At 34.9% G+C, this 23,578-nt stretch carries 19 protein-coding genes and 2 tRNA genes; 8 read left to right on the plus strand and 13 right to left on the minus strand.

Features of this window, described 5'->3' with window-relative positions; translation table 11 throughout:
* Window positions 1–4: 4 nt before the first annotated feature.
* Window positions 5–778 carry a formylglycine-generating enzyme family protein gene (locus tag ICJ85_RS02375; RefSeq protein ID WP_188222164.1) on the plus strand — a complete coding sequence of 258 codons (774 nt, stop codon included), beginning with the start codon at window positions 5–7 and terminating at the stop codon, window positions 776–778.
* A gap of 2 nt (window positions 779–780) precedes the next feature.
* The gene (locus ICJ85_RS02380; protein WP_188222165.1) at window positions 781–1,491 is read left to right on the plus strand and encodes an SCO family protein; all 711 of its coding nucleotides are present in this window, start codon (window positions 781–783) and stop codon (window positions 1,489–1,491) included.
* Window positions 1,492–1,502: 11 nt separating this feature from the next.
* Here the strand turns inward: ICJ85_RS02380 and ICJ85_RS16520 are convergent, their stop codons facing one another.
* The 6 genes from ICJ85_RS16520 to ICJ85_RS02405 all read right to left on the minus strand — a co-directional run bounded on the left by ICJ85_RS16520 (window position 1,503) and on the right by ICJ85_RS02405 (window position 6,778).
* Window positions 1,503–1,787 (minus strand): hypothetical protein, encoded by a 285-nt coding sequence (locus tag ICJ85_RS16520; RefSeq protein ID WP_241739475.1) that lies wholly within the window; start codon window positions 1,785–1,787, stop codon window positions 1,503–1,505.
* Between the two features lie 14 nt (window positions 1,788–1,801).
* The gene (locus ICJ85_RS16525; protein ID WP_241739476.1) at window positions 1,802–1,957 is read right to left on the minus strand and encodes a hypothetical protein; all 156 of its coding nucleotides are present in this window, start codon (window positions 1,955–1,957) and stop codon (window positions 1,802–1,804) included.
* Window positions 1,954–3,111: a hypothetical protein gene (locus ICJ85_RS02390; RefSeq protein WP_241739477.1), complete on the minus strand. Its 1,158-nt coding sequence runs from the start codon at window positions 3,109–3,111 to the stop codon at window positions 1,954–1,956. The genes ICJ85_RS16525 and ICJ85_RS02390 overlap by 4 nt, the downstream gene beginning before the upstream one ends.
* Before the next feature lie 124 nt (window positions 3,112–3,235).
* Window positions 3,236–3,958: an iron-sulfur cluster repair di-iron protein gene (gene ric / locus ICJ85_RS02395; protein ID WP_188222167.1), complete on the minus strand. Its 723-nt coding sequence runs from the start codon at window positions 3,956–3,958 to the stop codon at window positions 3,236–3,238.
* Window positions 3,959–3,969: 11 nt separating this feature from the next.
* Window positions 3,970–6,216, minus strand: a complete 2,247-nt coding sequence (locus tag ICJ85_RS02400) for a nitric-oxide reductase large subunit (RefSeq protein WP_188222168.1) — start codon at window positions 6,214–6,216, stop codon at window positions 3,970–3,972.
* A 127-nt stretch (window positions 6,217–6,343) separates the two neighbouring features.
* Complete coding sequence (locus tag ICJ85_RS02405) at window positions 6,344–6,778, minus strand: RrF2 family transcriptional regulator (protein ID WP_188222169.1); 435 nt, start codon at window positions 6,776–6,778, stop codon at window positions 6,344–6,346.
* Between the two features lie 356 nt (window positions 6,779–7,134).
* Between ICJ85_RS02405 and ICJ85_RS02410 the strand changes: the two genes are divergently transcribed.
* The 3 genes from ICJ85_RS02410 (at window position 7,135) to ICJ85_RS02420 (ending at window position 10,245) form a co-directional block, all read left to right on the plus strand.
* Complete coding sequence (locus ICJ85_RS02410) at window positions 7,135–7,548, plus strand: HYC_CC_PP family protein (RefSeq protein WP_188222170.1); 414 nt, start codon at window positions 7,135–7,137, stop codon at window positions 7,546–7,548.
* Window positions 7,549–7,631: 83 nt separating this feature from the next.
* Window positions 7,632–9,881, plus strand: coding sequence for a TonB-dependent receptor (locus tag ICJ85_RS02415; RefSeq protein ID WP_188222171.1), 2,250 nt, complete (start codon window positions 7,632–7,634; stop codon window positions 9,879–9,881).
* 16 nt (window positions 9,882–9,897) lie between these two features.
* Window positions 9,898–10,245, plus strand: a complete 348-nt coding sequence (locus ICJ85_RS02420) for a heavy-metal-associated domain-containing protein (RefSeq protein ID WP_188222172.1) — start codon at window positions 9,898–9,900, stop codon at window positions 10,243–10,245.
* 111 nt (window positions 10,246–10,356) lie between these two features.
* Here the strand turns inward: ICJ85_RS02420 and ICJ85_RS02425 are convergent, their stop codons facing one another.
* From ICJ85_RS02425 to ICJ85_RS02440, 4 genes are all read right to left on the minus strand, one after another.
* The gene (locus tag ICJ85_RS02425) at window positions 10,357–11,577 is read right to left on the minus strand and encodes a site-specific integrase (RefSeq protein WP_188222173.1); all 1,221 of its coding nucleotides are present in this window, start codon (window positions 11,575–11,577) and stop codon (window positions 10,357–10,359) included.
* 204 nt (window positions 11,578–11,781) lie between these two features.
* Window positions 11,782–11,856: transfer RNA gene (locus tag ICJ85_RS02430), tRNA-Pro, on the minus strand.
* Between the two features lie 50 nt (window positions 11,857–11,906).
* Window positions 11,907–11,990: transfer RNA gene (locus ICJ85_RS02435), tRNA-Ser, on the minus strand.
* Window positions 11,991–12,090: 100 nt separating this feature from the next.
* Window positions 12,091–14,151, minus strand: a complete 2,061-nt coding sequence (locus ICJ85_RS02440; protein WP_188222174.1) for an HD family phosphohydrolase — start codon at window positions 14,149–14,151, stop codon at window positions 12,091–12,093.
* A gap of 124 nt (window positions 14,152–14,275) precedes the next feature.
* Here ICJ85_RS02440 and ICJ85_RS02445 point away from each other — a divergent pair, with 124 nt between their 5' ends.
* Together ICJ85_RS02445 and ICJ85_RS02450 are read left to right on the plus strand one after the other, a co-directional pair.
* Window positions 14,276–15,454 carry an acetyl-CoA C-acyltransferase gene (locus ICJ85_RS02445; protein WP_188222175.1) on the plus strand — a complete coding sequence of 393 codons (1,179 nt, stop codon included), beginning with the start codon at window positions 14,276–14,278 and terminating at the stop codon, window positions 15,452–15,454.
* Between the two features lie 5 nt (window positions 15,455–15,459).
* Window positions 15,460–16,209, plus strand: a complete 750-nt coding sequence (locus ICJ85_RS02450; RefSeq protein ID WP_188222176.1) for a C40 family peptidase — start codon at window positions 15,460–15,462, stop codon at window positions 16,207–16,209.
* A 55-nt stretch (window positions 16,210–16,264) separates the two neighbouring features.
* Here the strand turns inward: ICJ85_RS02450 and ICJ85_RS02455 are convergent, their stop codons facing one another.
* Both ICJ85_RS02455 and gyrA read right to left on the minus strand, forming a co-directional pair.
* Window positions 16,265–17,515, minus strand: a complete 1,251-nt coding sequence (locus ICJ85_RS02455; protein ID WP_188222177.1) for a tetratricopeptide repeat protein — start codon at window positions 17,513–17,515, stop codon at window positions 16,265–16,267.
* Window positions 17,516–17,526: 11 nt separating this feature from the next.
* The gene (gene gyrA / locus ICJ85_RS02460) at window positions 17,527–20,097 is read right to left on the minus strand and encodes a DNA gyrase subunit A (RefSeq protein ID WP_188222178.1); all 2,571 of its coding nucleotides are present in this window, start codon (window positions 20,095–20,097) and stop codon (window positions 17,527–17,529) included.
* Between the two features lie 257 nt (window positions 20,098–20,354).
* On the opposite strand from gyrA, the gene ICJ85_RS02465 reads away from it, so the two are divergent.
* Entirely contained in the window at window positions 20,355–22,901 is a 2,547-nt protein-coding gene (locus ICJ85_RS02465) for an ATP-dependent Clp protease ATP-binding subunit (RefSeq protein WP_188222179.1), read from the plus strand.
* Between the two features lie 70 nt (window positions 22,902–22,971).
* On the opposite strand, the gene ICJ85_RS02470 is transcribed toward ICJ85_RS02465, so the two are convergent.
* Window positions 22,972–23,457: an Lrp/AsnC family transcriptional regulator gene (locus tag ICJ85_RS02470; protein ID WP_188222180.1), complete on the minus strand. Its 486-nt coding sequence runs from the start codon at window positions 23,455–23,457 to the stop codon at window positions 22,972–22,974.
* Between the last annotated feature and the right edge of the window lie 121 nt (window positions 23,458–23,578).

The raw sequence follows: 23,578 nt of genomic DNA on the forward strand, positions 1-23,578 counted from the left end.
CCCAATGAAACACCGTACCTTCTATGTGCTAACAATCGCATTACTGTTTCATACCCTTGGTTTTTCGCAAACAGAAGGTATGGTGTTTATAAAAGGTAATCGTTACATTCCTCTTTATGGTCGCGATTCAACCGTTGTAGAGGTGAAAGATTTTGAAATGGATATTTTCCCCGTCACTAATTCACAGTTTTTAGAATTTGTTAAACAATATCCAAAATGGCAAAAATCTAATGCTTTAAAATTATTTACCGATAAGAGCTATCTTTCCAATTGGGAAAATGACTTTGAACTTAAATCTTCCGAAAAACCAGACAGCCCCGTAACGTATGTATCCTGGTTTGCGGCCAAAGCCTATTGCGAATGCCAAGGAAAACGTTTACCCACCGTTGATGAATGGGAATATGTTGCCATGGCTGATGAAAACACACGTGATGCCCGAATAAAACCGGACTACAACAAGCAAATTTTAGCCTGGTACGAAGCCCCGAGAACCAACGAAAACAGTATAGGACAACTCCCTAAAAACATCTGGGGTATTTATGATTTACACGGTTTAGTTTGGGAGTGGACACTCGATTTCAATTCGGTATTGATTACCGGAGAATCACGAAAAGATGTCGATAAAGACAGTAATTTGTTTTGCGGAAGTGCCGCGGTTAATGCCACCGATTTAATGAACTATGCCGCCTTTATGCGCTATGCCATTCGGGGAAGTTTAAAAGCAAAATATTCCATAAAAAATCTGGGATTTAGATGTGTTAAAGACATAAACAAATAATCATGAAACCTCTAAAGTTAAATATAATTCTAGTATTACTCGCACTCACTTTTAGTGCCTGTAACTCTAAAAAAAACAATCAGGAAACTGTGCTTTACCAATGCCCTATGCATTGTGAAAGTGATAAAACTTATACAGATGCAGGACATTGCCCCATATGTAAAATGGATTTACAATCGTTGGAACCAAGTACTTCAAAAACTGAAAACACGCACAGTATTCCAGAAGAATCTATTTTCAATTTAACGTCTGATTGGAACACCGAAGAGGGTGAACAAATTCAGTTAAGGGACTTAAAAGGAAAAACCCTGGTTATGGTGATGATTTACACCTCATGTAAAGCTGCCTGCCCACGTTTGGTGGCCGATATGCATAATATTGAGGCTAAAATTCCGGATGACAAAATGGATCAGCTTAACTTTGCGTTAATCAGTATCGATCCTGAAACAGATACGCCAGAGCGCCTGAAAGCCTTTGCGATTGAAAATTATATGGATGAACCACAATGGACGTTCCTTCAAGGTACTGAATCCGGTGTTCGCGAATTCGCAAATGTGCTGGCGGTTAAATACAAACAAATTTCGCCAATAGATTTTTCGCATTCAAACATTATAAGTGTTTTTAATTCGCAAGGAGAACTCATACATCAACAGGAAGGTTTGGGCGTAGATAATAAAGAAACCGTAGCCTCCATTTTAAAACAATTAAAATAACATCCCAATAATTATTTCCAAAATTCATCACTCAGATTATCTTCAAAAGGGTCTGACTGATGAATTTTTTCTATTTCTAAAAACTGACTTTCGGTAGCGACTTCTTGAATTTTAGGAAACAAAACCCGTTCTTCAAATCTAATGTGGTTATCTAAAGTTTCGGCTATAACACTTAGAGTCTTACCATCTACAGCTGTATTTTCAAATAAATCACTTATTGTTACATGATCGTTTAATGCTTGCTTTATCAACTCATTACTCTCTTCAAGAATGGTAAAAACATATAATTCTTCCATTTTAAAATGAGGTATTAAATGTGTCTTGTAAAACCAATTGGCATATTGGTAAATTCGTTTTGGTTCGATATTTTTTTAAAACCTGTTCTTATTTTCCAAGTTAATAATAAACCATAATGATGTTCTCTGCTGAGTGGCTGTAAGGCTTTATGTCTTTTTAATGGTTTCATTGATTTATATTTTTTTGATTTACAAAATTTAATAAGATAAATAAAATACCTAAAGGCAATAACACACTGAATAAAAACAAGATTAAATAATAGTTTGAAATTAAACCTACACCAAGATAAAATCTAATGCCTTGAACTAATAAAATTACTTCTGTAAGTACAAATCCTGAAAGAAAACTATACAGACCTAATTTTAATGACACTGTGGGTTTCTGATCACTGTATAGAAACGCAAAAAGAAAACCTGTAATCACTCCCAGCATCACTAAATGAATAAAACCGATAACTAAGTTACGATGCATAAAAACTGCTTCGGAAAATTCAGGAATTAGAGTTACACCTTGTAAAAGTATTTTCAGTACCAAACAAAAGACACTAAAATAATACAAGGTAACGATGAGTATAGATTGTGTTTTTAAGGATTTTTTCAACTCAAATCTTATTAGTTTTAAAAACAAAGCCAACGTTAATAATTTCAGTATAACCCCTAATACATTTATATAAATTAAGATTGAATGCGGAGCAAACCATTGCACGGGCAAGGCAAAAGTAAGCACGGTTGATACGACTAATAATTTAAAAAAGTTTTTAAACCGTCTGGAATCTTCAATCTTTAAAATATGGAAGAACAGCGCCAGAACAGCAATTAAAAACCAACCGTTAAATTGAAAGTGTAAAAAGAACTGAATGGCAATTTGGTAAAAAGCCGAAGCCTGACCTAACAACCCCACAGCTGGCCCCAAACACCACACACCTATAGTTGATATCAGCATAAATAATAACGAGGTTTTCAAAATTAAACCAACAGCTTTAGAAGTTGTTTTATGATGCTTCCATACCAAATACACAAAGTAATATGAACAAAAAATATGTAGTGTTGAAAACGTAATGGAAATAGGGGCATATCCCTGAAATGGAAAACTAAACATCATTCCGATAACTGCGATTTCAGTTAGCCAGAATAATTTATTATAAATCGGTTTTTTATCAGGGATGAAAAAATGAACAATGAAGACATAAAGCATTAAATACACCCAGCCCAACATGGCCACATGAGAATGGGCGTGTGTTAAAAACCGATAATTTAATCCGATGGGTTCTAAAAAAGAAAAACGAAGTGCCAACCCCATTAAGGCGGCTATTAAAAAATTCATCAGACAAACAACAATTAGTTTTTTGGGCATAAAAAAATATAAAGTCCTTAAAATTAAGAAATCCTATGTTGTTTGTAATGAAACAACATAGGATTAATGTATAACCATTAGTTAAAGAACAATACTAACAAAATTTACTTTCCAGTTTTTCGGCCGCTGGAAATAAGATGTTATTCTCTAAATGGATATGTAAATGCAAATCTTCTTCAAACTCTTGAAGCATCGCAAATGTTACTCGGTAGGTGTTGCAAGCATCGGCTGGAGGCGTGTAATTATCTGTAATTTCAGCAATTTTTCTAAATCTAACCCCTTCATTATCGTGTTCTTTCATCATCATGGCTATTGGGTTTTTAACGGTCCCAAACCCTGGAGCTTCCACCTCGATATCCGCTAACTCTGCCTTTACTAATTTTTTAACAAAGGGAAACAATACCAACTCTTCCTTTTTCATGTGCTGTGCTAATTCTCCTGCCGAAGCTGTAAACAACTCGTTTACTTCAAAAAGTTCAGGATGTCTTTCACCGTGCACTCGACATAGCTTATCTAAAAACTGTTTTAAAATGGGTATTTTATCTTCTACGTATCGGTGATGTTTTTTTTCAATATAATCTACAAGTAAATCTAAAGGCCATGATTTATAATCGATAGTTTGATTGCCCTGTGAGTTTAAAACCTGCTCCAAACGATCCACCAATTCACTAGTTTCAATTCCATTTTTTTCACATACATCTTCCAGTGTTCTATTTCCTCTACAGCAAAAATCGATGCCGTATTGCGTAAAAACTGCTGCTGTTCTAAAATCTTCTGCAACAAATTCTCCAACTTGTTTTTGTGTTATCGTACTCATAATATCTACTATTAATTATTCTTTGTTATTTTATTTTTTAAAGTTAAATCGAATACAAACCAACAGGTTGTAACGATACCTACTGCAAAAATGACATCGCCAATGGTTCTTAACCATTTTAATGTAATCATGGTCGGGTCTTGCATTAATTCTGATGAACGTGCATACCACATACCGTGTTCAATACTTTCAACAGCCTGCCAAATCCCCATAGGTAGTAAGCTTAATAAAGCCATTCCTAATAGTCCTAAGTTTAATGACCAAAATGTAATTTTTAATAATTTATTATTCCAGTTTACATTCCTGTATAAACTTCGTAATACAAAAAGCATTAAACCAATTCCAAGCATACCATAAACTCCGAATAAAGCTGTATGTCCATGTAATGGAGTGGTATTTAAACCTTGTACATAGTATAGTGCAATTGGTGGATTGATGATGAACCCAAAGATTCCAGCTCCTAAAAAATTCCAAAAGGCAACGGCAATCATGAAATAAATAGGCCATTTATAATCTTCTAACCATTTTGTTACTTTTGATAATTTGTAATTATGGTAAGCTTCATAGCCAATTAAGGTTAACGGAACCACTTCTAAAGCACTAAATGTAGCGCCTAGAGCCATGACAGCTTTTGGAGTTCCGCTGAAATACAAATGGTGAAACGTTCCTAAAATACCGCCAGACATAAAAATAATGGTAGCCAACAATACATTTAATGTTGCTGTTTTGGTTTTTAATAATCCTAAGCGAACAAACAAAAAGGCGATAACAACGGTTGCAAATACTTCGAAGAAGCCTTCTACCCACAGATGTACAACCCACCATCTCCAGTATTCGGCCATCGCTAAATTAGTGTGTCTTCCCCACATTAATCCCGAAGCATAAAAAAGAGCAATAGCACTACAAGACACTAAGAACATAATGATAAGGTTCTTTTCTTCGGTTTTACTCTTTAAAACAGGTAATAACGGTCTTACCATTAATGCCAGCCATAAGAACAAGCCTATTAATAGGAATATTTGCCAGAACCTTCCAAGATCGACATATTCATAACCTTGATGCCCAAACCAGAAATTATTAACGAGATTTAACTTTTGCATCACCCCTAACCATTGTCCGGCCATAGAGCCTAAAACAATAATTAAAAGCGCAATAAATAAGAAGTTAACTCCAAATTTCTGAAACTTTGGATCTTTTCCTGAAACCGCCGGAGCAATATACAATCCTGTAGCTAACCAAGCGGTTGCAATCCAGAAAATAGCCAGTTGCGTATGCCAGGTTCGAGTAACGGAATATGGTAATATTTTGTCTAAGGCAAAACCATAAAATCCATCGCCTTCAACACCGTAATGTGCAGTTACAATACCTAAAAGCATTTGTAAAACCATTAATAAAGTCACAACCCAAAAGTATTTTTTAACTAGATGCATACTTGGTGTCATGCCTTGTTTCAATAACGGATCTTTGGCTGGTGGTGGTAATGATTCATCTTCACCAGATTTTACATGATAAAACACCAGTATTCCAATACATAATATCAATAAAATAATACTAACACCAGACCAAACCATTAAATCCATAGTTGGTTCATTTCCTACCAAATCGTCGGCAGGCCAATTGTGCGTATAACTAACGTGACTGTTTGGACGTTCGGTTACCGTTGCCCATGTTGCCCAAAAGAAAAAGGCATTCATTTTATGCATTTTAGCTTCATCCTTAATGGTGTTTATAGGAATAGCATAATCAGCACGAAGTTTATCGAATTTAGGATCATTAGTGAATAATCCTTTATAATAATCGCTTAAATAATTTATAGCTTCTACCCTGTTCTCTGAGATGGTAATGGTGTTAACTGATTTATTAAATGTATTTGTTCTTAAATCGTTTTGTAATCTTACTTTTAAAGCAGCCTGTTGCTCTTCGGTTACAGCATCATAATTTTTTCCGAAATCATCTTGAGCATAAATATTTAAAATATAAGTCGCTTCTCTGTGTAACCAATCGGCAGTCCAGTCTGGAGCAACATAAGCGCCATGCCCCCAAACAGACCCTAGTTCCTGCCCTCCTATACTCTGCCAGATATTCTGACCATCTTTAATTTCAGATTCTGTGAAAATAATATCCCCTTTTGTAGATATAATGGATTCTGGGATTGGTGGTGATTGCTGATAAATTTCGAAGCCGTAATACCCTAATACGCTAAACGAACTTATCATAACTGCTGCAAATAGTAACCAGAGCTTTTTTTCTTTCTTCATAGTAATTGTTTTGGTTTTAAATTTATTTAGGATAATTTTGTCTTATTTATGATTAAAAAATATATTTATAAATTATTCTCCCATTGTTTAATTCGGATAATTTTATCCTATTTTATAGCAATTTTTTTTAGCGCCGTAAAAAGGTATCTCCTTCTTTAATATCTAATGCTAAATCTTCAAGGTTAGTAGATTCTAACATCGTTTTAAGCTCTTCTCTAACTACTTTAAACTTATCGTGCATCGGGCAGGGACGATCTTCATCACAAGCTTTTAAACCAAGTCCGCAACCTTTATAAATATTATCACCATCAATGGCATCAACAATATCTGATAACTTAATATCTTTAATTCTGTTTTTATCGATTTCAAAACCACCATAAGCCCCTTTAACAGATTGAATAACGTTATGTCTTACCAATGCCTGCAAAATTTTGGCTGTGAACGCTTGAGGTGAATCAATTTCTGCCGCTATTTCCTTGGGACTCACTCGTCTACCCTCAAAAGAATTAAGTGCTATAAAAATGGATGCTCTAATACCGTATTCACAAGCTTTTGAAAACATATATTAAATTTATAATGGCAAATATAATAACAGATTTTTAATTAAGATAAAAAAGTCTTAATTAATTTTTAGTTTTATTTAAAATAACAAATTTTCCTAATTCGATATTAATTGTAAAACCCCAATACACCTCTCAGATTGAAAACAATGAGTATAATTGAAATTTATGTAAACCTTTATTTAATCACTTCATATGAGGAATTAGACTGGGTTATTACTTACGTTGTTTATGGTTCCGGTTTCAGTTCCATTCAATGTAAAATCAAAACTTGACCAAAAGTTCAGTTTACTACCCTTTTTAGATTGTCTTAACGAAGCTAAAAACTAAATCCATATATTTTTTATAACTTTGAAGCATGCCAAAACTTCTGTTACATAAGATATTTGCTTTAGGACTTATAGTCTTAATGCTTATTTCTACTACATCGTTTACAGTGCAAAAACGCTATTGTCATGATGATTTAGTGGGTGTTTCTTATTTCTCAAAAATGAAGGCATGTTATAAAAAGGAATTGATTATAACAAAATCTAGCATCAATAGTAAAAATTGCTGCACTGATGATGTAGATGTAATAAAGGGAAAAGAATCAATAAAAAATTCCTCTTTAGAAGATTTTAATCTTACCTCAAAAATTTTCTTTACATCCTTTACTCTTACTTATTTAAGTTTATTTGAGTCTTTTGAGGCTCGTGAGTCTTTCTTTATAGACTATTCGCCTCCAAAACTAACCTTTAACAGACAAGTTCTAGATCAAGTATTTATAATTTGATTCTTAAAAATTTACCGTTTTAATATTAACACTTTGAAGGTGTTATGTTAATGTTATTTGTAAATTTTTATGAAAAAGTTATAATGAAAAAATATATTTATATACTGGTGTGTCTTCCTTTTATGGCCTGGTCTCAACAGGTTTTAAAAGGCCATATTTATGAAGCAAACCAAACAAACAAAAATTACCCGTTAGTAGGAGCCAATGTCTATTGGCTAAATACTGAGATTGGGGCTGTCACCGATTTAGATGGAAGTTTCTCAATACCTTACCAATCAAATTACAAAAATTTAATCATTAGTTATGTTGGGTATAAAACGGATACTTTAAAAATAAAATCCTCGAAGGATTTAAAGCATTGGCTAAAACCAACTTCCAGTTTGGATGAAGTTGCGATTACAGCTCGAAATAAATCAACATTTGCCTCTTATCTTAAAGCTGAGAATGTAATGACCATGAGTAGTGATGAATTGCTAAAATCGGCCTGCTGTAATTTATGTGAAAGCTTTGAAACGAACCCTTCAATAGACGTTAATTTTGCCGATGCCATAACAGGTACTCGTCAAATAAAAATGCTCGGATTAAACAGTCCGTATATTTTAACTGCTATTGAAAGTGTACCTACTGTAAGAGGGGCTGCCCAAATCTATGGATTGAGTTTTGTACCAGGCACCTGGGTAGAAAGCATTCAAGTAACTAAAGGCACTGGAACTGTTATAAATGGATTTGAAAGTATCGCTGGACAAATTAATGCCAAACTTCAAAAACCGGTAGAGGACAGTAAGTTGTTTCTTAATCTCTATGGTGCTGCAAATGGACGCCTAGAGTTAAATACCCACCTTAATACTAAAGTTTCTGACAAACTATATACAGGACTTTATTTGCATGGTAATTTAAGAAATCAAAAATTTGATAATAATAACGATAGTTTCTTAGATGTGCCTTTAGCAGAGCAAATTAACATCATGAACAGGTGGCAATATGTCGATTTAGAAAAAGGTATTGTGAGCTTTTTGAATGTGCGTATTTTAAATGATGAAAAGCAAACCGGGCAAGTTAATTTCAGCCCTGATAGCGACAGGTTTTCAACTACTTATTGGGGAAGTGAAATAGATACTAAACGTTTGGATGTGTCTGGGAAATTCAGCTATGCAAATCAAGATATTACACATCGAAACTTTGACGCCCAAGCTAACTTTAGCACCCATAATCAGCAGTCTTATTTCGGTCAGAACATTTATAACATCAATCATAATAGTTTGTATTCAAGAGCTATTTACAGTTCTATTTTAAGTAATACAATGCATAAGTTTAAAACGGGAATTAATTTCTCGTTAGATCATTATGATGAAATCACAGGAATTTATTCCAACACATCAAACTACGAACGCGAAGAAAATAGTATCGGTGCTTTTTTTGAATACAACTATGATAATCTTGGGGCGTTTAATTTAACAGCAGGTATACGTGTTGATAACAGTAATCTTTTAGGTGTTTTTGTAACACCTCGTCTTAATGTTCGTTACACACCATGGAGTCGCGGTTCACTAAAAGCTTCTCTTGGTCGGGGTAAACGCAGTGCTAATATCTTTGCAGAAAATCAAAATATGTTTGCTAGTTCAAGAAGTATCAATATTGTAAATAGCAATGGAAACATTTATGGGTTAGATCCTGAAATAGCTTGGAATTATGGTCTATCTTTTATGCAGGGATTCAATCTATTTGGAAGAACAGCAGATGTTGTTTTTGATTTCTATAAAACAGATTTTAAAAATCAAGTGGTAGTGGATTGGGAAAATCCTAATCAGATTAGCTTTTATAATTTAAACGGAACTAGTTATGCTAACAGTTTTCAAACCGAGTTTAATTATAATGTATTACGGGGTTTAGATTTAAGATTGGCTTACAAATATTACGATGTAAAAACGACGTATACATCCGGTAAACTTGAAAAACCATTAACGCCTAAACATCGTTTGTTTGCCAATACAGCTTATAAAACTAAAGTTAAATCTAATGGGGCGCAATGGAAATTTGATGCAACCTATAATTGGCTTGGTGAACAACGATCACCATCAACAACAGTTAACCCTGAGCTTTATCAATTACCTGATTATACTCCAACTGTTGCAACCGTAAATGCGCAAATAACTAAGGTGTTTTCCAAAGCTTTTGAGGTATATGCAGGAGCAGAGAATATTACCAATACAAGAATACAAAATCCTATTTTAGGAGCTGATAATCCATTTGGAGATTATTTTGACACCACCTTAGTATATGGTCCAATTTTTGGAAGCTCTTATTACTTAGGTTTGAGATATAGATTAAATTAATTATAAACCATAAAACATGAAAAATTTATTAGTATTAATAACCCTTTTTGTAAGCGCAATGTCTTTTGCTCAAAATAAAAATGCGAAGACTACTCTTCAAGTGAATGGGGTATGTGAAATGTGCAAGGCTCGCATAGAAAAAGCTTGTATAAAAACCAAAGGTGTTAAATCTGCAAATTGGAATTTAGACACACATGAGTTGAGTTTAGTTTACAATGAAAATAAAACAGATTTAAAAGCCATCAAGCAATCTGTCTTAAATGCTGGCCATGATTTAAAAGATGAAAAAGCTCCTGATGAAGCCTACAATAAACTACATGGATGCTGTAAGTACAGAGATGAGAAAGTATTAGACGCACATTAATTAGTCTTATTTGAAATATAATTTCCTTTCAATACACTCCTATAGTCTTTTGAGGAGCGCATTGAAAGGAAATTCATTTTAAGGCTAAAAAGATATTGTTTTAGATTGTTTCTATATCGCAGCGGTTCGTTTTTCTAACTTTTGATGCAGGCTTCCCATATCTTCACTAATCTTACGCTCCACCACTCTTGCATAAATCTGAGTCGTTGACAACTTGGTATGTCCAAGCAGTTTCGACACCGTTTCAATCGGCACACCGTTTGAAAGTGTAACTGTTGTGGCAAAGGTATGTCTGGCAACATGAAAGGTTAAATTCTTCTTGATTCGACATACATCAGCAATCTCTTTTAAATAAGAGTTCAATTTCTGATTGGATATACTCGGGAAAATAGTTTGCTTCGAAACAGACTCAGGATGAGTTTCATATTTTCTGATGATTTCTAAAGCCTTTTGCAATAAAGGTATTTTAATAGGAACATTCGTTTTCTCTCTTTGTGAGTGAATCCAAAGCTTGCCATCAATCCCTAAACACAAATCGTTAGGCGTTAATTGCATCACATCTCCATAGGACAAACCTGTATAGCAGGCGAACACAAATAAATCCTTTATCTGCTGAAGTCTGGCTATATCAAAAGACTTATTTTCTATAGCTTCCAATTCTTCGGCCGTTAAAAAGCAACGTTCCTTTTTATCATATTTCGCTTCAAACTTTATAAAAGGATCTTTATCTATCCATTCCATTATAAAAGCTAAACTTACCAGTTTTCGTAACCGTTCAATATGTTTCATAACGGTATTATTACTCATATTTTCCTGAGTCTTTAAAAACCGCTCAAAATCAATAATGAATTGATAATTTAGCTCTGAGAGATACATATCGGTTGTGCCATACTTCAACTTTAAAAACTTAAAGATGTACTTATGCGTTGTGAAGTAGTTCTTTTGGGTTCCCCACCGTAAAGTGGACTGCATATGGATATTATGATAATCTATAATATCCGTTAATGCTTGACGAGAGTCATCCTCTCCCAAATATTGGGATTTAATGATACTGGAACTAATGAGCTTACCTTCTCTTTTTAAATTTTGATAAATCTCGAAGAGATCGACATTAACCTGCTTTAAAAATTCATTGATTAATTTAGGTTCATCACCTAAGCCTTTTAATCGACTTTTATTAGAATCCCATTCCGAAATAAGGACTTTTCGTTTTAAGGATAGTTCGGCTCGTTTGCCATTTACCGTAATACGAGCATAAAGGGGCGCTTTTCCGTTTTGGATACTGGATTGCTTCAGCCAAAACAGAACACTGAAAGTTTGTGTGGTTTTCATACACTTTTGTTTTTAAAATTGAACATTAGAAACAAAAGCCAAATCAAATTGCTCGGTTACCTTTTTATACGTTTTTAAATGTGGTAACCGAATAGGTCACATTTTTATTTAAATGAATTCAAATAATATGAACCCCTAAAAACGCCAAAACCTTGATAATCATAAAATTACCAAGGTTTTGTTACTTATTGATCTCTGATCTAGTCGGGGTGGCAGGATTCGAACCTGCGACCTCCTGCTCCCAAAGCAGGCGCGATAACCGGGCTACGCTACACCCCGAAGTGTAAATTATATTTCTTTAACCGGCTGTTTTAAAAGAAATTTTTTTGCGGAGAGACGGGGACTCGAACCCCGGCGACAGTTACCCGTCGACAGATTAGCAATCTGCTCCATTACCACTCTGGCACCTCTCCTTAAACTTTTAATTATGAACTTGCGCAATCGTTTTTGCGGTTGCAAATGTAAGCGATACTTGAGATACTCACAACTATTTTTTGCACTTTTTTTTGAAAATTATTCGGGGTATTCAATTCTCAAATGGTAAATGTTTGCAAGCTTGCGTTTTAGCACTTTTTTTATTTTTTGAATTTCTTTAAAAGTTATATCCGCATTTAAAAATTGTCCATCTTCAATCTGCTTATCTATGATATTTTCAACAAACGAATCAATTTTTGTTGAGGTAGGTTCCTTTAAACTTTTCGAAGCCGCTTCAATACTATCACACATCATAAGGATTGCAGTTTCTTTACTAAACGGTTTTGGTCCTGGATAGCTAAAATCTGCAGGATCTGGTTGAATATTTGTTTCTTCATATTCCTTTTTCTCTTTCATATAGAAATAATAAACCAAATTGGTCCCGTGATGCGAACGAATAAAATCTATAACTCGGTCCGGCAAGTTATTCTTTTTAGCTATTTCAATGCCATTAATAACATGATCTATTATAACTCTAGCACTTTCCTTTGGCGATAGCTCATCATGAGGATTAAGACCTGTTAATTGATTTTCGGTGAAATAGGTCGGATTTTTCATTTTTCCAATATCATGATATAACGCTCCTACCCTCACCAACATAGCATTGGCATGTATTTCGTTAGCAGAAGCCTCTGCTAAATTGGCCACATTTAAAGAATGGTGGAATGTTCCTGGTGCTTTATTAGAAAGTTCTTTTAACAACTTAGAATTCGTATCAGACAACTCTAAAAGCGACACATCAGACACCAATCCAAAAAAACGTTCGTAGGCATAAATTAGCGGCTGAACAAATAAGGTTGCCAGGCCACCCAAAAGAAACCACTTAAACATTTCCCATTTAATGGTCTCGATGCTTCCTTCATGAATTAAGAAAAAAGCAAAATAAGCTACAATATAAATTAAGGTAATCTGTCCTACCGAGATAAACAAGTTAGCGCGTTTATACAACTCTGACACCGTTAAAATAGTTACAATACCTGCAATAATTTGCAGGAATGTATACTCATAACTGTTTGGAACAATAAACCCTAAAAGCAATACGGTTATAACATGTGAAAACAACCCTAAACGCGCATCGAAAAATGCTTTAAGAATTAAAGGTAAAATACATATTGGAACCACATAAACGAACTCAGAATTATAATTTACAACTAGGGTAGTCATAAACACCATGAGGAACACATTAAAGAAAATAAAGGTAACTTTGGTATTATTTTCAAAGACTTCAACACGATATTTTCTAAGGAATAAAAGTAACATCAAGAGCGCCAAAGCGACTAAAACAGTATATGCAAAAATAATCCAATTGTAATTGGATTTAGTCCAGACTTGTGACTCGTATTCCGATTCAAGTGATTTTAAAACCTGATACTTATCCCCTTCTATAACTTCTCCTTTGGAAATAATTAGGGTTTCTTTTTCAATGCTCCCACGGGTGTAAGCTATCCTGCTTAACTCTTCTTCTAAAGCTTTTTCTGTAAACGATTTATCGAACGTTAAATTCGGTTCGATAATATCAAAAAACAAGGATGTAAAATTGGTTTTATAAGCCAGAAGGCCTTTGCTTTCAAGCTCTTTATTGATTATAATACTAACAGCATCAAGTTTTATTAAATCGGCAAAAAAACCGTCTTGCTTTTTTGTGCGTTCTTCAAGGAGGGTAATTATTCTGGTATCGGCATAATCGTAAGTTTCATTAAGAATACCAAAGGCATAAAGTTCTTCCATAATTTCTAAGCCGGTATTGTAAACGGTTTCAAATGATCTGACAGGTAATGAGTCGCCAAATACCTTTTTAAACTGTTCTTTATACAGATCTTTAACTTTAGGTTCAACCGAACTATCAATATCGAAATACAATACAGAATTATCAATAATATTCTGCTTTTCAAAAGTAATTTCTTCATCGGTTTTCTTTATGGCGAAATCGAACGGCGCATATAAATTTTCCGATTGCCAGGGTTTTCCTTTTTCAAAATTATATCTGAATTTTCCACTTTTTGGAAACAGATACACAATTAGAAACGATGTACATAAAAACAGTAACCCCTTGTAAATCAATGAGTGGTTTTTATACAATTTATTTATTAAGTCTTTCATTTAAAGCGATAAGTAAATCAAATGTAATAAAATTATAAACTTCCATTGCTTTTATAATAAATGAATCCTTCTCTTGTTTGCTAAAAAATGATTAATTTCGCAGGAATAAGACAAAGATTAAATAATGAATAAAGAAGTTGTAATTGTTTCTGCAGCAAGGACTCCTATTGGTAGTTTTTTAGGGGCTTTATCTACAATACCAGCACCTCGACTAGGAGCCATTGCCATTAAAGGCGCTTTAGATAAAATTAACCTGAAACCAGAATTGGTAGATGAAGTGTTAATGGGTAATGTAGTGCAAGCAGGAACAGGTCAGGCACCAGCCAGACAAGCAGCTATTTATGCAGGAATACCTAATACCGTACCGTGTACAACAGTTAATAAAGTATGTGCAAGTGGTATGAAAACCGTAATGCAAGGGGCTCAAGCAATTGCTCTTGGTGATGCCGAAATTGTTGTTGCCGGAGGTATGGAAAACATGAGTTTAATTCCTCATTATTTACATGCAAGAACTGGCACTAAATTCGGACCAGCTTCACTTATTGATGGTATGCAAAAAGATGGATTGGTAGACGCTTACGACGAGCAGGCTATGGGCGTATGTGCTGATGCCTGCGCTACCGAATATGGCTTTAGTCGAGAAGAGCAGGATGCCTATGCGATTCAATCTTATAAACGCTCTGCAGCAGCATGGGAAGCCGGAAAATTCGATAATGAAGTTGTTCCTGTAGAAGTTCCACAACGCCGTGGAGAGGCTATTCTTGTGACCAAAGATGAAGAGTTTTCTAATGTAAAACTTGACAAGATTCCGCAGCTACGTCCGGCATTTACTAAAGAAGGAACAGTAACGGCAGCTAATGCCTCAACCATTAATGATGGTGCAGGTGCTGTTATTTTAATGAGTAAAGACAAAGCTAATGAATTAGGGTTAACACCTCTTGCTACTATAAAAAGCTATGCAGATGCTGCTCATGAACCAGAATGGTTTACAACAGCTCCCGCAAAAGCCCTCCCAAAAGCTTTAAGTAAAGCCAATCTTAACCTTGATGATGTGGATTATTTTGAATTCAATGAGGCGTTTTCTGTGGTTGGTTTAGCTAATATGAAACTTCTTGGTCTTAATGATTCTAAAGTTAATGTTAACGGTGGCGCCGTTTCTCTAGGACACCCTCTAGGCTGTTCAGGTGTTAGAATCATCATTACATTATTAAACATTTTACAGCAAAACGATGCTAAAATTGGTGCCGCAGCCATTTGTAACGGTGGCGGAGGTGCATCTGCAATAATTATAGAACGTAATTAATTTTAATGCAATACGGAATTTGTAATTTAAGCATTGTCCCTTTAAGAAGAGAGCCTTCAGACGCCAGCGAACTTGTTTCTCAGGTGCTATATGGTGACTTTTTTAAAGTGTTGGAACAACGCAAGAACTGGAGCAAAATAAGATTATCTTTTGATAAATATGAAGGTTGGATTGACAATAAACAATATGTTTCAATATCGGCTTCAGACTACAATACACTTCAAAAAGAAACACCCAGATTATCTATAGATTTAGTTGAGTTTATTGAAGATCCTCAACATCAATTACACCCTATTTTATTAGGTTCTTCGTTAAACGGGTTAAGTATTTTAAACCACACCCACGACGGTAATACCGTTTCGGGTAAGGTTGCTAAAAACAATCTTATTGAAACCGCTTTTTTATATTTAAACTCACCTTATTTGTGGGGAGGAAAAACCCCGTTTGGTATTGATTGTTCGGGATTTACGCAAATGGTTTATAAACTTAACGGCTATAAATTATTGCGTGATGCCTCACAACAGGCCACACAAGGTGAGCCTTTAAGTTTTATTGAAGAAAGTGAACCTGGAGATTTGGCTTTCTTTGACAACCAGGAAGGTGTAATTACCCATGTCGGTTTAATTATGAGCGATAATTATATTATTCATGCCCATGGTAAAGTAAGGATAGATCGATTAGATCACACCGGAATTTATAACGTCGACAAACGCATGCATACCCATAAACTAAGGGTTATTAAAAAGATTATATAAATAAAAAAAGCCGCAATTTAAATTGCGGCTTTTTTTATTTATATGAAATTACTAATTAGTTTCCTGCTTCTAAATCGGCAACTTTAGCTTTCATTTCTTTATGCTTTTCTGTTTCACCCAGAATACTGTAAATATTCATTAGGGTTTTAGCAGCATTGATATTTTGTGAATCAACAGCTAAGGCTTTCTCTAAATAAGGAACAGCATCACGATAAAGATCCTGACGTTGTTGTCTTAATTCATCGTAACGTAAATCGTCCTTTTTAGAACTTCCTAAACCATTCATTTCTTTAATGATACCTTCTTCTTTTGACAATACAATCGCCGAAAGATTAATATATGCATTTACATAGTTAGGATCTAACTCGATAGTCTTTTCGTAGTATCCTTTAGCTTGTTCGGTCTCACCAGATTCTGCAGCAATAACACCAAGGTTATACTGTAATTCCGGGTTAGTAGGGTCCATTTTAGTAGCTTGCTCTAATAAAGCTTTAAACTTCTCAGTGTTCCCCATTTTATAATGAACATTAGCCTCTGTTAAAATCAAATTAACATCGTCAGGGCTTTGAGCTCTTGCTGCAGCCATAGCTTCAATCGCTTTTTCATTATCGCCTTTATTTACATAAATAATAGCGATGTTTTTAACGATTTCAGGCTCTTTAGATTCTGTTGTACGTTCTCCCGGATTGATATGAGACTTTGCTTTTACAGAAATATCACGCATGTTTTTGTTTTCAAATACTTCCTCTTTATTAGTTTCAGCATTCGTTGCGAAATATTCCGTTTTAACACCAGTATATCCTAAATCTTTTAATTCTTCATAGATACTTAATGCTCTGTCGAAATCCTGAACATTAATAGCTGTTGCAGCAGCGTAGTACAAGAATAAAGTATCCTTAGTACTTAATCTGTAAGCTTTCTCGAAGTATTGAGATGCCTGAGCGTAATCGTTTCCTTCATAAGATTCATTTCCTTTCGACAGTAATGAGTTAACCATTTCTTGCTTTAACTCTGCACTTTCTGCTGAAAGCGAACCTTCAATATTACCTAAGCTTTTTATAGCTTCATCGATATCACTTAAAGACCCTGCTCCACCAGCATATAGTGTTTGAGCATATAAGTAATAGTAATCTGCTTTGTATTTATCCTCTAAAGGCATATACGCTTCAACCTGCTTTAAGGCAGATTTCGCTTCAGCATAATTAGTTCCCTTAATAGCTTTTTCGGCTGCTCTCAGTTCTTTCTTTTGTGCAAATGAAAGTGCACTAACTGAAAGCGTTAAAGCTACAATAATCTGTTTTTTCATTTTTGTTTTATTTAATTATCATTGTTATTCTCTTCTGTTGTGTTAGTATCAAGAGTTGTGCCACCCTCTGCTCCTTCACCATTTAGAGCATCTACAACACCTTCTTCCGTTTCTTGCTCCTCATCGTGCATTACTTTCGCAACCGCAGCGATAGAATCTTTTCCTTTAAGATTGATAAGCTTAACGCCTTGAGTTGCTCTACCCATTACGCGTAGGTTACTAACTTCTAAACGAATGGCGATACCAGATTTATTGATAATCATTAAATCATCGTTATCTGTTACACTCTTAATCGCAACAAGTTCGCCTGTTTTTTCAGTGATAGAAATAGTTTTAACTCCTTTACCACCTCTGTTAGTAATTCTGTAAACTGGTTCTCCATCCTCTGGATCATCAACATAAGTACGTTTACCATATCCGTTTTCAGATACTACAAGCACCGATTCTTCTTTGGAATTTTCAATGGTTATCATACCAATAACTTCATCACCTTCATGAGCTAAAGTAATTCCTCGAACACCTGAAGCTCCACGACCCATTGGACGCGTTTTTGCTTCTTCGAAACGAATGGCTTTACCTGATTTTAATGCTAGCATTACCTGACTATTTCCTGTCGTTAATTTAGCTTCTAATAGCTCATCATCTTCTTTAATCGTAATGGCATTGATTCCGTTTGTACGCGGACGAGAATATTGCTCTAAAGATGTTTTCTTAACCTGACCATTCTTAGTCGCCATGATTACATAATGACTGTTAATGTAGTCTTCATTTTTCAAGTCTTGAGTACAAATGAAAGCCATAACTTTATCATCCTGCTCAATATTGATAAGATTTTGAATCGCACGACCTTTAGATGTTTTACTTCCTTCAGGGATTTCATAAACGCGCATCCAGAAACATTTTCCTTTTTGCGTGAAGAATAACATGTACTGGTGGTTTGTTCCAACAAATAAATGCTCTAAGAAATCTTCGTTACGCGTGGTCGAAGCTTTCTGGCCAACTCCTCCTCTATTCTGCGTTTTATACTCATTAAGTGATGTACGTTTGATATAACCCGCATGCGAAATGGTAATCACTACCTGCTCATCTGGAATCATATCTTCAATACTTAAATCGCCACCAGCATACTCGATAACTGAACGACGCTCATCACCGTATTTCTCTTTTACAACTTCAAGCTCTTCCTTTATGATATCCATACGACGCTCTTTCTTGTCTAAGATATCTTTTAAGTCTTCGATAGTTTTAAGTAATTCGTCGTATTCTGAACGTAACTTATCTTGCTCCAGTCCTGTTAACTGACGCAGACGCATCTCAACAATGGCTTTTGCTTGAATTTCAGAAAGTTTGAAACGCTCAATTAACTTAGTTCTTGCTTCATCGGCATTTGATGATGCTCTGATAATCGCAATAACTTCATCAATATTATCTGATGCAATAATTAAACCCTCTAAAATATGAGCACGTTCTTCAGCCTTACGCAATTCATACTGCGTACGTCTTACAACAACCTCATGCCTGTGCTCAACGAAATGGTATATTAAATCTTTTAAGTTTAATAATTCCGGACGCCCTTTAACTAAGGCAATATTGTTTACACTAAAAGACGATTGTAACGCCGTATACTTATATAGTTTATTTAAAACGATATTCGGAATTGCATCACGCTTAAGCACGTAAACAATACGCATACCATTTCTATCCGATTCATCACGAATAGTAGAAATACCTTCAAGTTTTTTCTCGTTTACCAAGTCAGCAGTTTTCTTAATCATCTCTGCTTTGTTTACCTGGTAAGGAATCTCAGTTACAATAATACATTCACGACCTTGTACTTCTTCAATATTGGCTTTACCACGAAGTACTATTCTTCCACGTCCTGTCTGGAACGCTTCTTTAACACCGTCGTATCCGTAAATAGTACCTCCGGTTGGGAAATCTGGGGCTTTAATGTGTTTTATTAACTCGTCGATTTCTATATCGTTATTATCGATATACGCAATAGTACCATCTACAACTTCACTTAAATTGTGAGGAGGCATATTGGTTGCCATACCTACAGCAATACCAGACGCGCCGTTAACTAAAAGTCCAGGAATACGTGTTGGTAAAACAGTTGGTTCTTGTAAAGTATCGTCGAAGTTTAATTTGTGATCTACTGTTTCTTTATCGATATCTGCTAACATATCTTCAGATATCTTACGCATACGCGCTTCGGTATAACGCATTGCTGCCGGGCTATCGCCATCTATAGAACCAAAGTTCCCTTGTCCGTCTACTAGCATATAGCGTAAACTCCATTCCTGAGCCATACGTACCATTGTATCGTAAACTGAGGAATCACCATGTGGATGATACTTACCTAAAACCTCTCCTACGATTCTAGCTGATTTTTTATATGCGGTATTCGATTTAACACCTAGTTCATGCATTCCAAACAACACACGTCTGTGTACTGGTTTCAACCCATCTCTAACATCTGGTAATGCACGTGACACAATGACTGACATTGAATAATCAATGTAAGCAGACTTCATCTCATCTTCAATATTAATAGGGATCAATTTTTCTCCTTCTGCCATAAATATTTAATTAAGTTTTATGAGTTTTTCAAAACATGCTAATATAAGTATTTCGTCAATCACAGCCTGACTTTTTCTTATATTTTTTCGTGTTTTTATTAACAATTTTAACACTTTTTTTAGTTGATAAAAATGAAGGGGTAAATTTTGATTTTATGAAGTTTTTTTTGTCACTTAGCAACTTTCACACAATTTAAGGTATAGTTTTTGCCTTTAGTAAAATGTTTTAGTATTTTTAATGCAGAAAGGAAACTATTATGGATGATAATTTTTCACCAAGAGTAAAAGACGTAATTGCCTACAGCAAGGAAGAAGCGCTTCGTTTGGGTCATGATTTTATTGGCACCGAACATTTGATGCTTGGGTTATTACGCGATGGAGATGGCAAGGCTATAAATATTCTAAACGCTTTAGATGTAGATTTAAATCACTTAAGGCGAAAAGTTGAAATATTAAGTCCTGCAAACCCTAATATTGCTGCAGCTTCAAATCAAAAGAAGAACCTGCATCTTACTAGGCAAGCAGAACGCGCGCTAAAAACAACCTTTTTAGAGGCCAAACTATTTCAAAGTTCTTCTATCAATACAGCACACTTGTTATTGTGTATTTTAAGAAACGAGAACGACCCCACTACTAAGCTTTTAAATAAGCTAAAAATCGACTACGATAATGTTAAAGAACAATTTAAACTTATGATTACAAACGATAATGATTATATAGAGCCAAAGGCAGAATCGTTTCAAGATGATACGAGTTCTGATGACGATACTTCAAAAGACATTTTCAATAGTCCTACAGGTAAAACCAACAAGAAATCCAAAACTCCTGTTTTAGATAATTTTGGACGCGATCTTACAGCGTTAGCCGAAGAAGGTAAACTTGACCCTGTAGTAGGTAGAGAAAAAGAAATTGAGCGTGTCTCGCAAATTTTAAGTCGACGTAAAAAAAACAACCCACTTTTAATTGGTGAACCTGGTGTTGGTAAGTCTGCCATTGCCGAAGGTTTAGCTCTTAGAATTGTTAAACGAAAAGTATCCAGAATTCTTTTCAACAAACGTGTAGTAACGTTAGATTTAGCAAGTTTAGTTGCCGGAACTAAGTACCGCGGACAATTTGAAGAACGTATGAAAGCGGTAATGAACGAACTTGAAAAGAATGATGATGTTATCTTATTCATCGACGAGATTCACACTATTGTTGGTGCGGGTGGAGCTACCGGAAGCTTGGATGCTTCCAACATGTTTAAACCGGCATTAGCCAGAGGAGAAATCCAATGTATTGGTGCGACAACGCTTGACGAATACAGACAATATATCGAAAAGGATGGTGCTTTAGAGCGTCGTTTCCAAAAGGTAATTGTTGAGCCGACGAGTGTTTCTGAAACGATTGAGATTTTAAATAATATTAAAGCGAAATACGAAGAACACCATAACGTAGACTACACGCCTGAAGCAATTGAAGCTTGTGTAAAATTAACCAACCGTTACATGACGGAGCGTTTTTTACCAGACAAGGCTATCGATGCTTTAGATGAGGCCGGTTCTCGTGTACACATCACAAACATTGAAGTTCCTAAACAAATTATCGAGCTTGAAAAACAGTTGGAAGCTATAAAGGAAACTAAAAATGCGGTGGTAAGAAAGCAAAAATACGAGGAAGCTGCTAAGCTAAGAGATGATGAAAAACGCATTGAAAAAGAGTTAGCTGTTGCTCAGGAAAAATGGGAAGAAGATACCAAGCAACATCGTGAAATAGTTACCGAAGAAAATGTTGCCGATGTGATCTCGATGATGACGGGTATTCCTGTTAATAGAATTGCCCAAACTGAGATTAATAAGCTAGCCGAATTACCAAACCTGATTAAAGGCAAAGTTATTGGACAAGATGAAGCGGTTGCTAAAGTTGTAAAAGCAATTCAACGTAATCGCGCAGGGCTTAAAGATCCAAATAAACCAATTGGTTCATTTATCTTTTTAGGCCAAACTGGTGTCGGTAAAACACAGTTAGCTAAAGTGTTATCGAGAGAGCTTTTTGATAGTGAAGATTCATTGATTAGAATCGACATGAGTGAATACATGGAGAAATTTGCGATTTCAAGATTAATTGGTGCACCTCCGGGATACGTAGGTTACGAAGAAGGCGGACAATTAACCGAAAAAGTAAGACGCAAACCTTACGCTGTAATTTTATTAGACGAGATTGAAAAAGCTCACCCAGATGTTTTCAACATGTTACTTCAAGTGCTTGACGACGGTTACCTAACAGATAGTCTAGGCCGTAAAATCGATTTTAGAAATACCATCATCATTATGACTTCAAATATTGGAGCTCGTAAGCTAAAAGATTTTGGTACTGGAATTGGGTTCGGGACTTCGTCACAAAAAGCACAGGAAGATGCTAACGCGAAGAGTGTTATTGAAAACGCACTTAAGAAGTCTTTTGCCCCTGAATTCTTAAACAGAATTGACGATGTTGTAATGTTTAACGCTCTAGAAAAAGAGGATATCAATAAGATTATTGATATTGAATTAAGCAAACTTTTAGTTCGTATTAAAGATTTAGGATACACCTTAAAACTTTCTGATAAAGCTAAAGATTATATAGCAGAAAAAGGTTTCGATAAGCAATACGGCGCAAGACCTTTAAAGCGTGCTATTCAAAAATACATTGAAGATGCTTTAGCTGAGGAAATCATAACTTCTAATGTAGAAGAAGGCGATACAATTACTATCGATTTAAATAGTGACACACAGGAATTAGACATCAGCATTCAAAAAGCTGAAAACAATCCAACAGAATCTTAGTATGATTCTATCATAAACCAAAAGCCCGAAATTATCTTTCGGGCTTTTTTTATAATTCAAATTTCAGTTTTTAAATAGGTACCGCATAAGAATTCTTAATCTCCCCCATCACAAAAGTACTGTGCGCGCTTCCAATATTTTTTATACTTCCCAATTTATCTAAAACAAAATTCTGATACTCTTTCATATCGCTAACTAATATTTTTAGAAAAAAATCATAATCTCCCGAAATATTATAGCATTCCACAACTTCCTTTAGCGCCTGAATATCTTTAACAAATTGATTCCCTATTTCCCGCGTATGCTCTTTTAAAGTAACGTTGCAAAATACCATTAGTCCTTTATTTAATTTTTCGGCACTCAAAACAGCTACATAATTTTTAATATACCCTGCTCTTTCAAGTTTTTTAACACGTTCAAAAACCGGTGTTGTCGATAAGTTTACTTTAGCCGCCAACTCTTTGGTGGTTAAATTCGACCGGTTTTGAAGTATTTTCAAAATTCTAAAATCGATTTCATCTAATACTATTGTAGAATTATTTTCTGGCAAACTCATTTTATTTAAAATTAAAAAGATTAATCAGCTATAATTTTACTTAAAAACAGCTATTACCCCCAAATTAAACACAAAATTACCTATTAATATTCTTCTAATCTAATTTTGAACAGTATTTAAA

It is taken from the genome of Aestuariibaculum marinum, from assembly GCF_014596975.1.
Taxonomy (GTDB): Bacteria; Bacteroidota; Bacteroidia; order Flavobacteriales; family Flavobacteriaceae; genus Aestuariibaculum; species Aestuariibaculum marinum.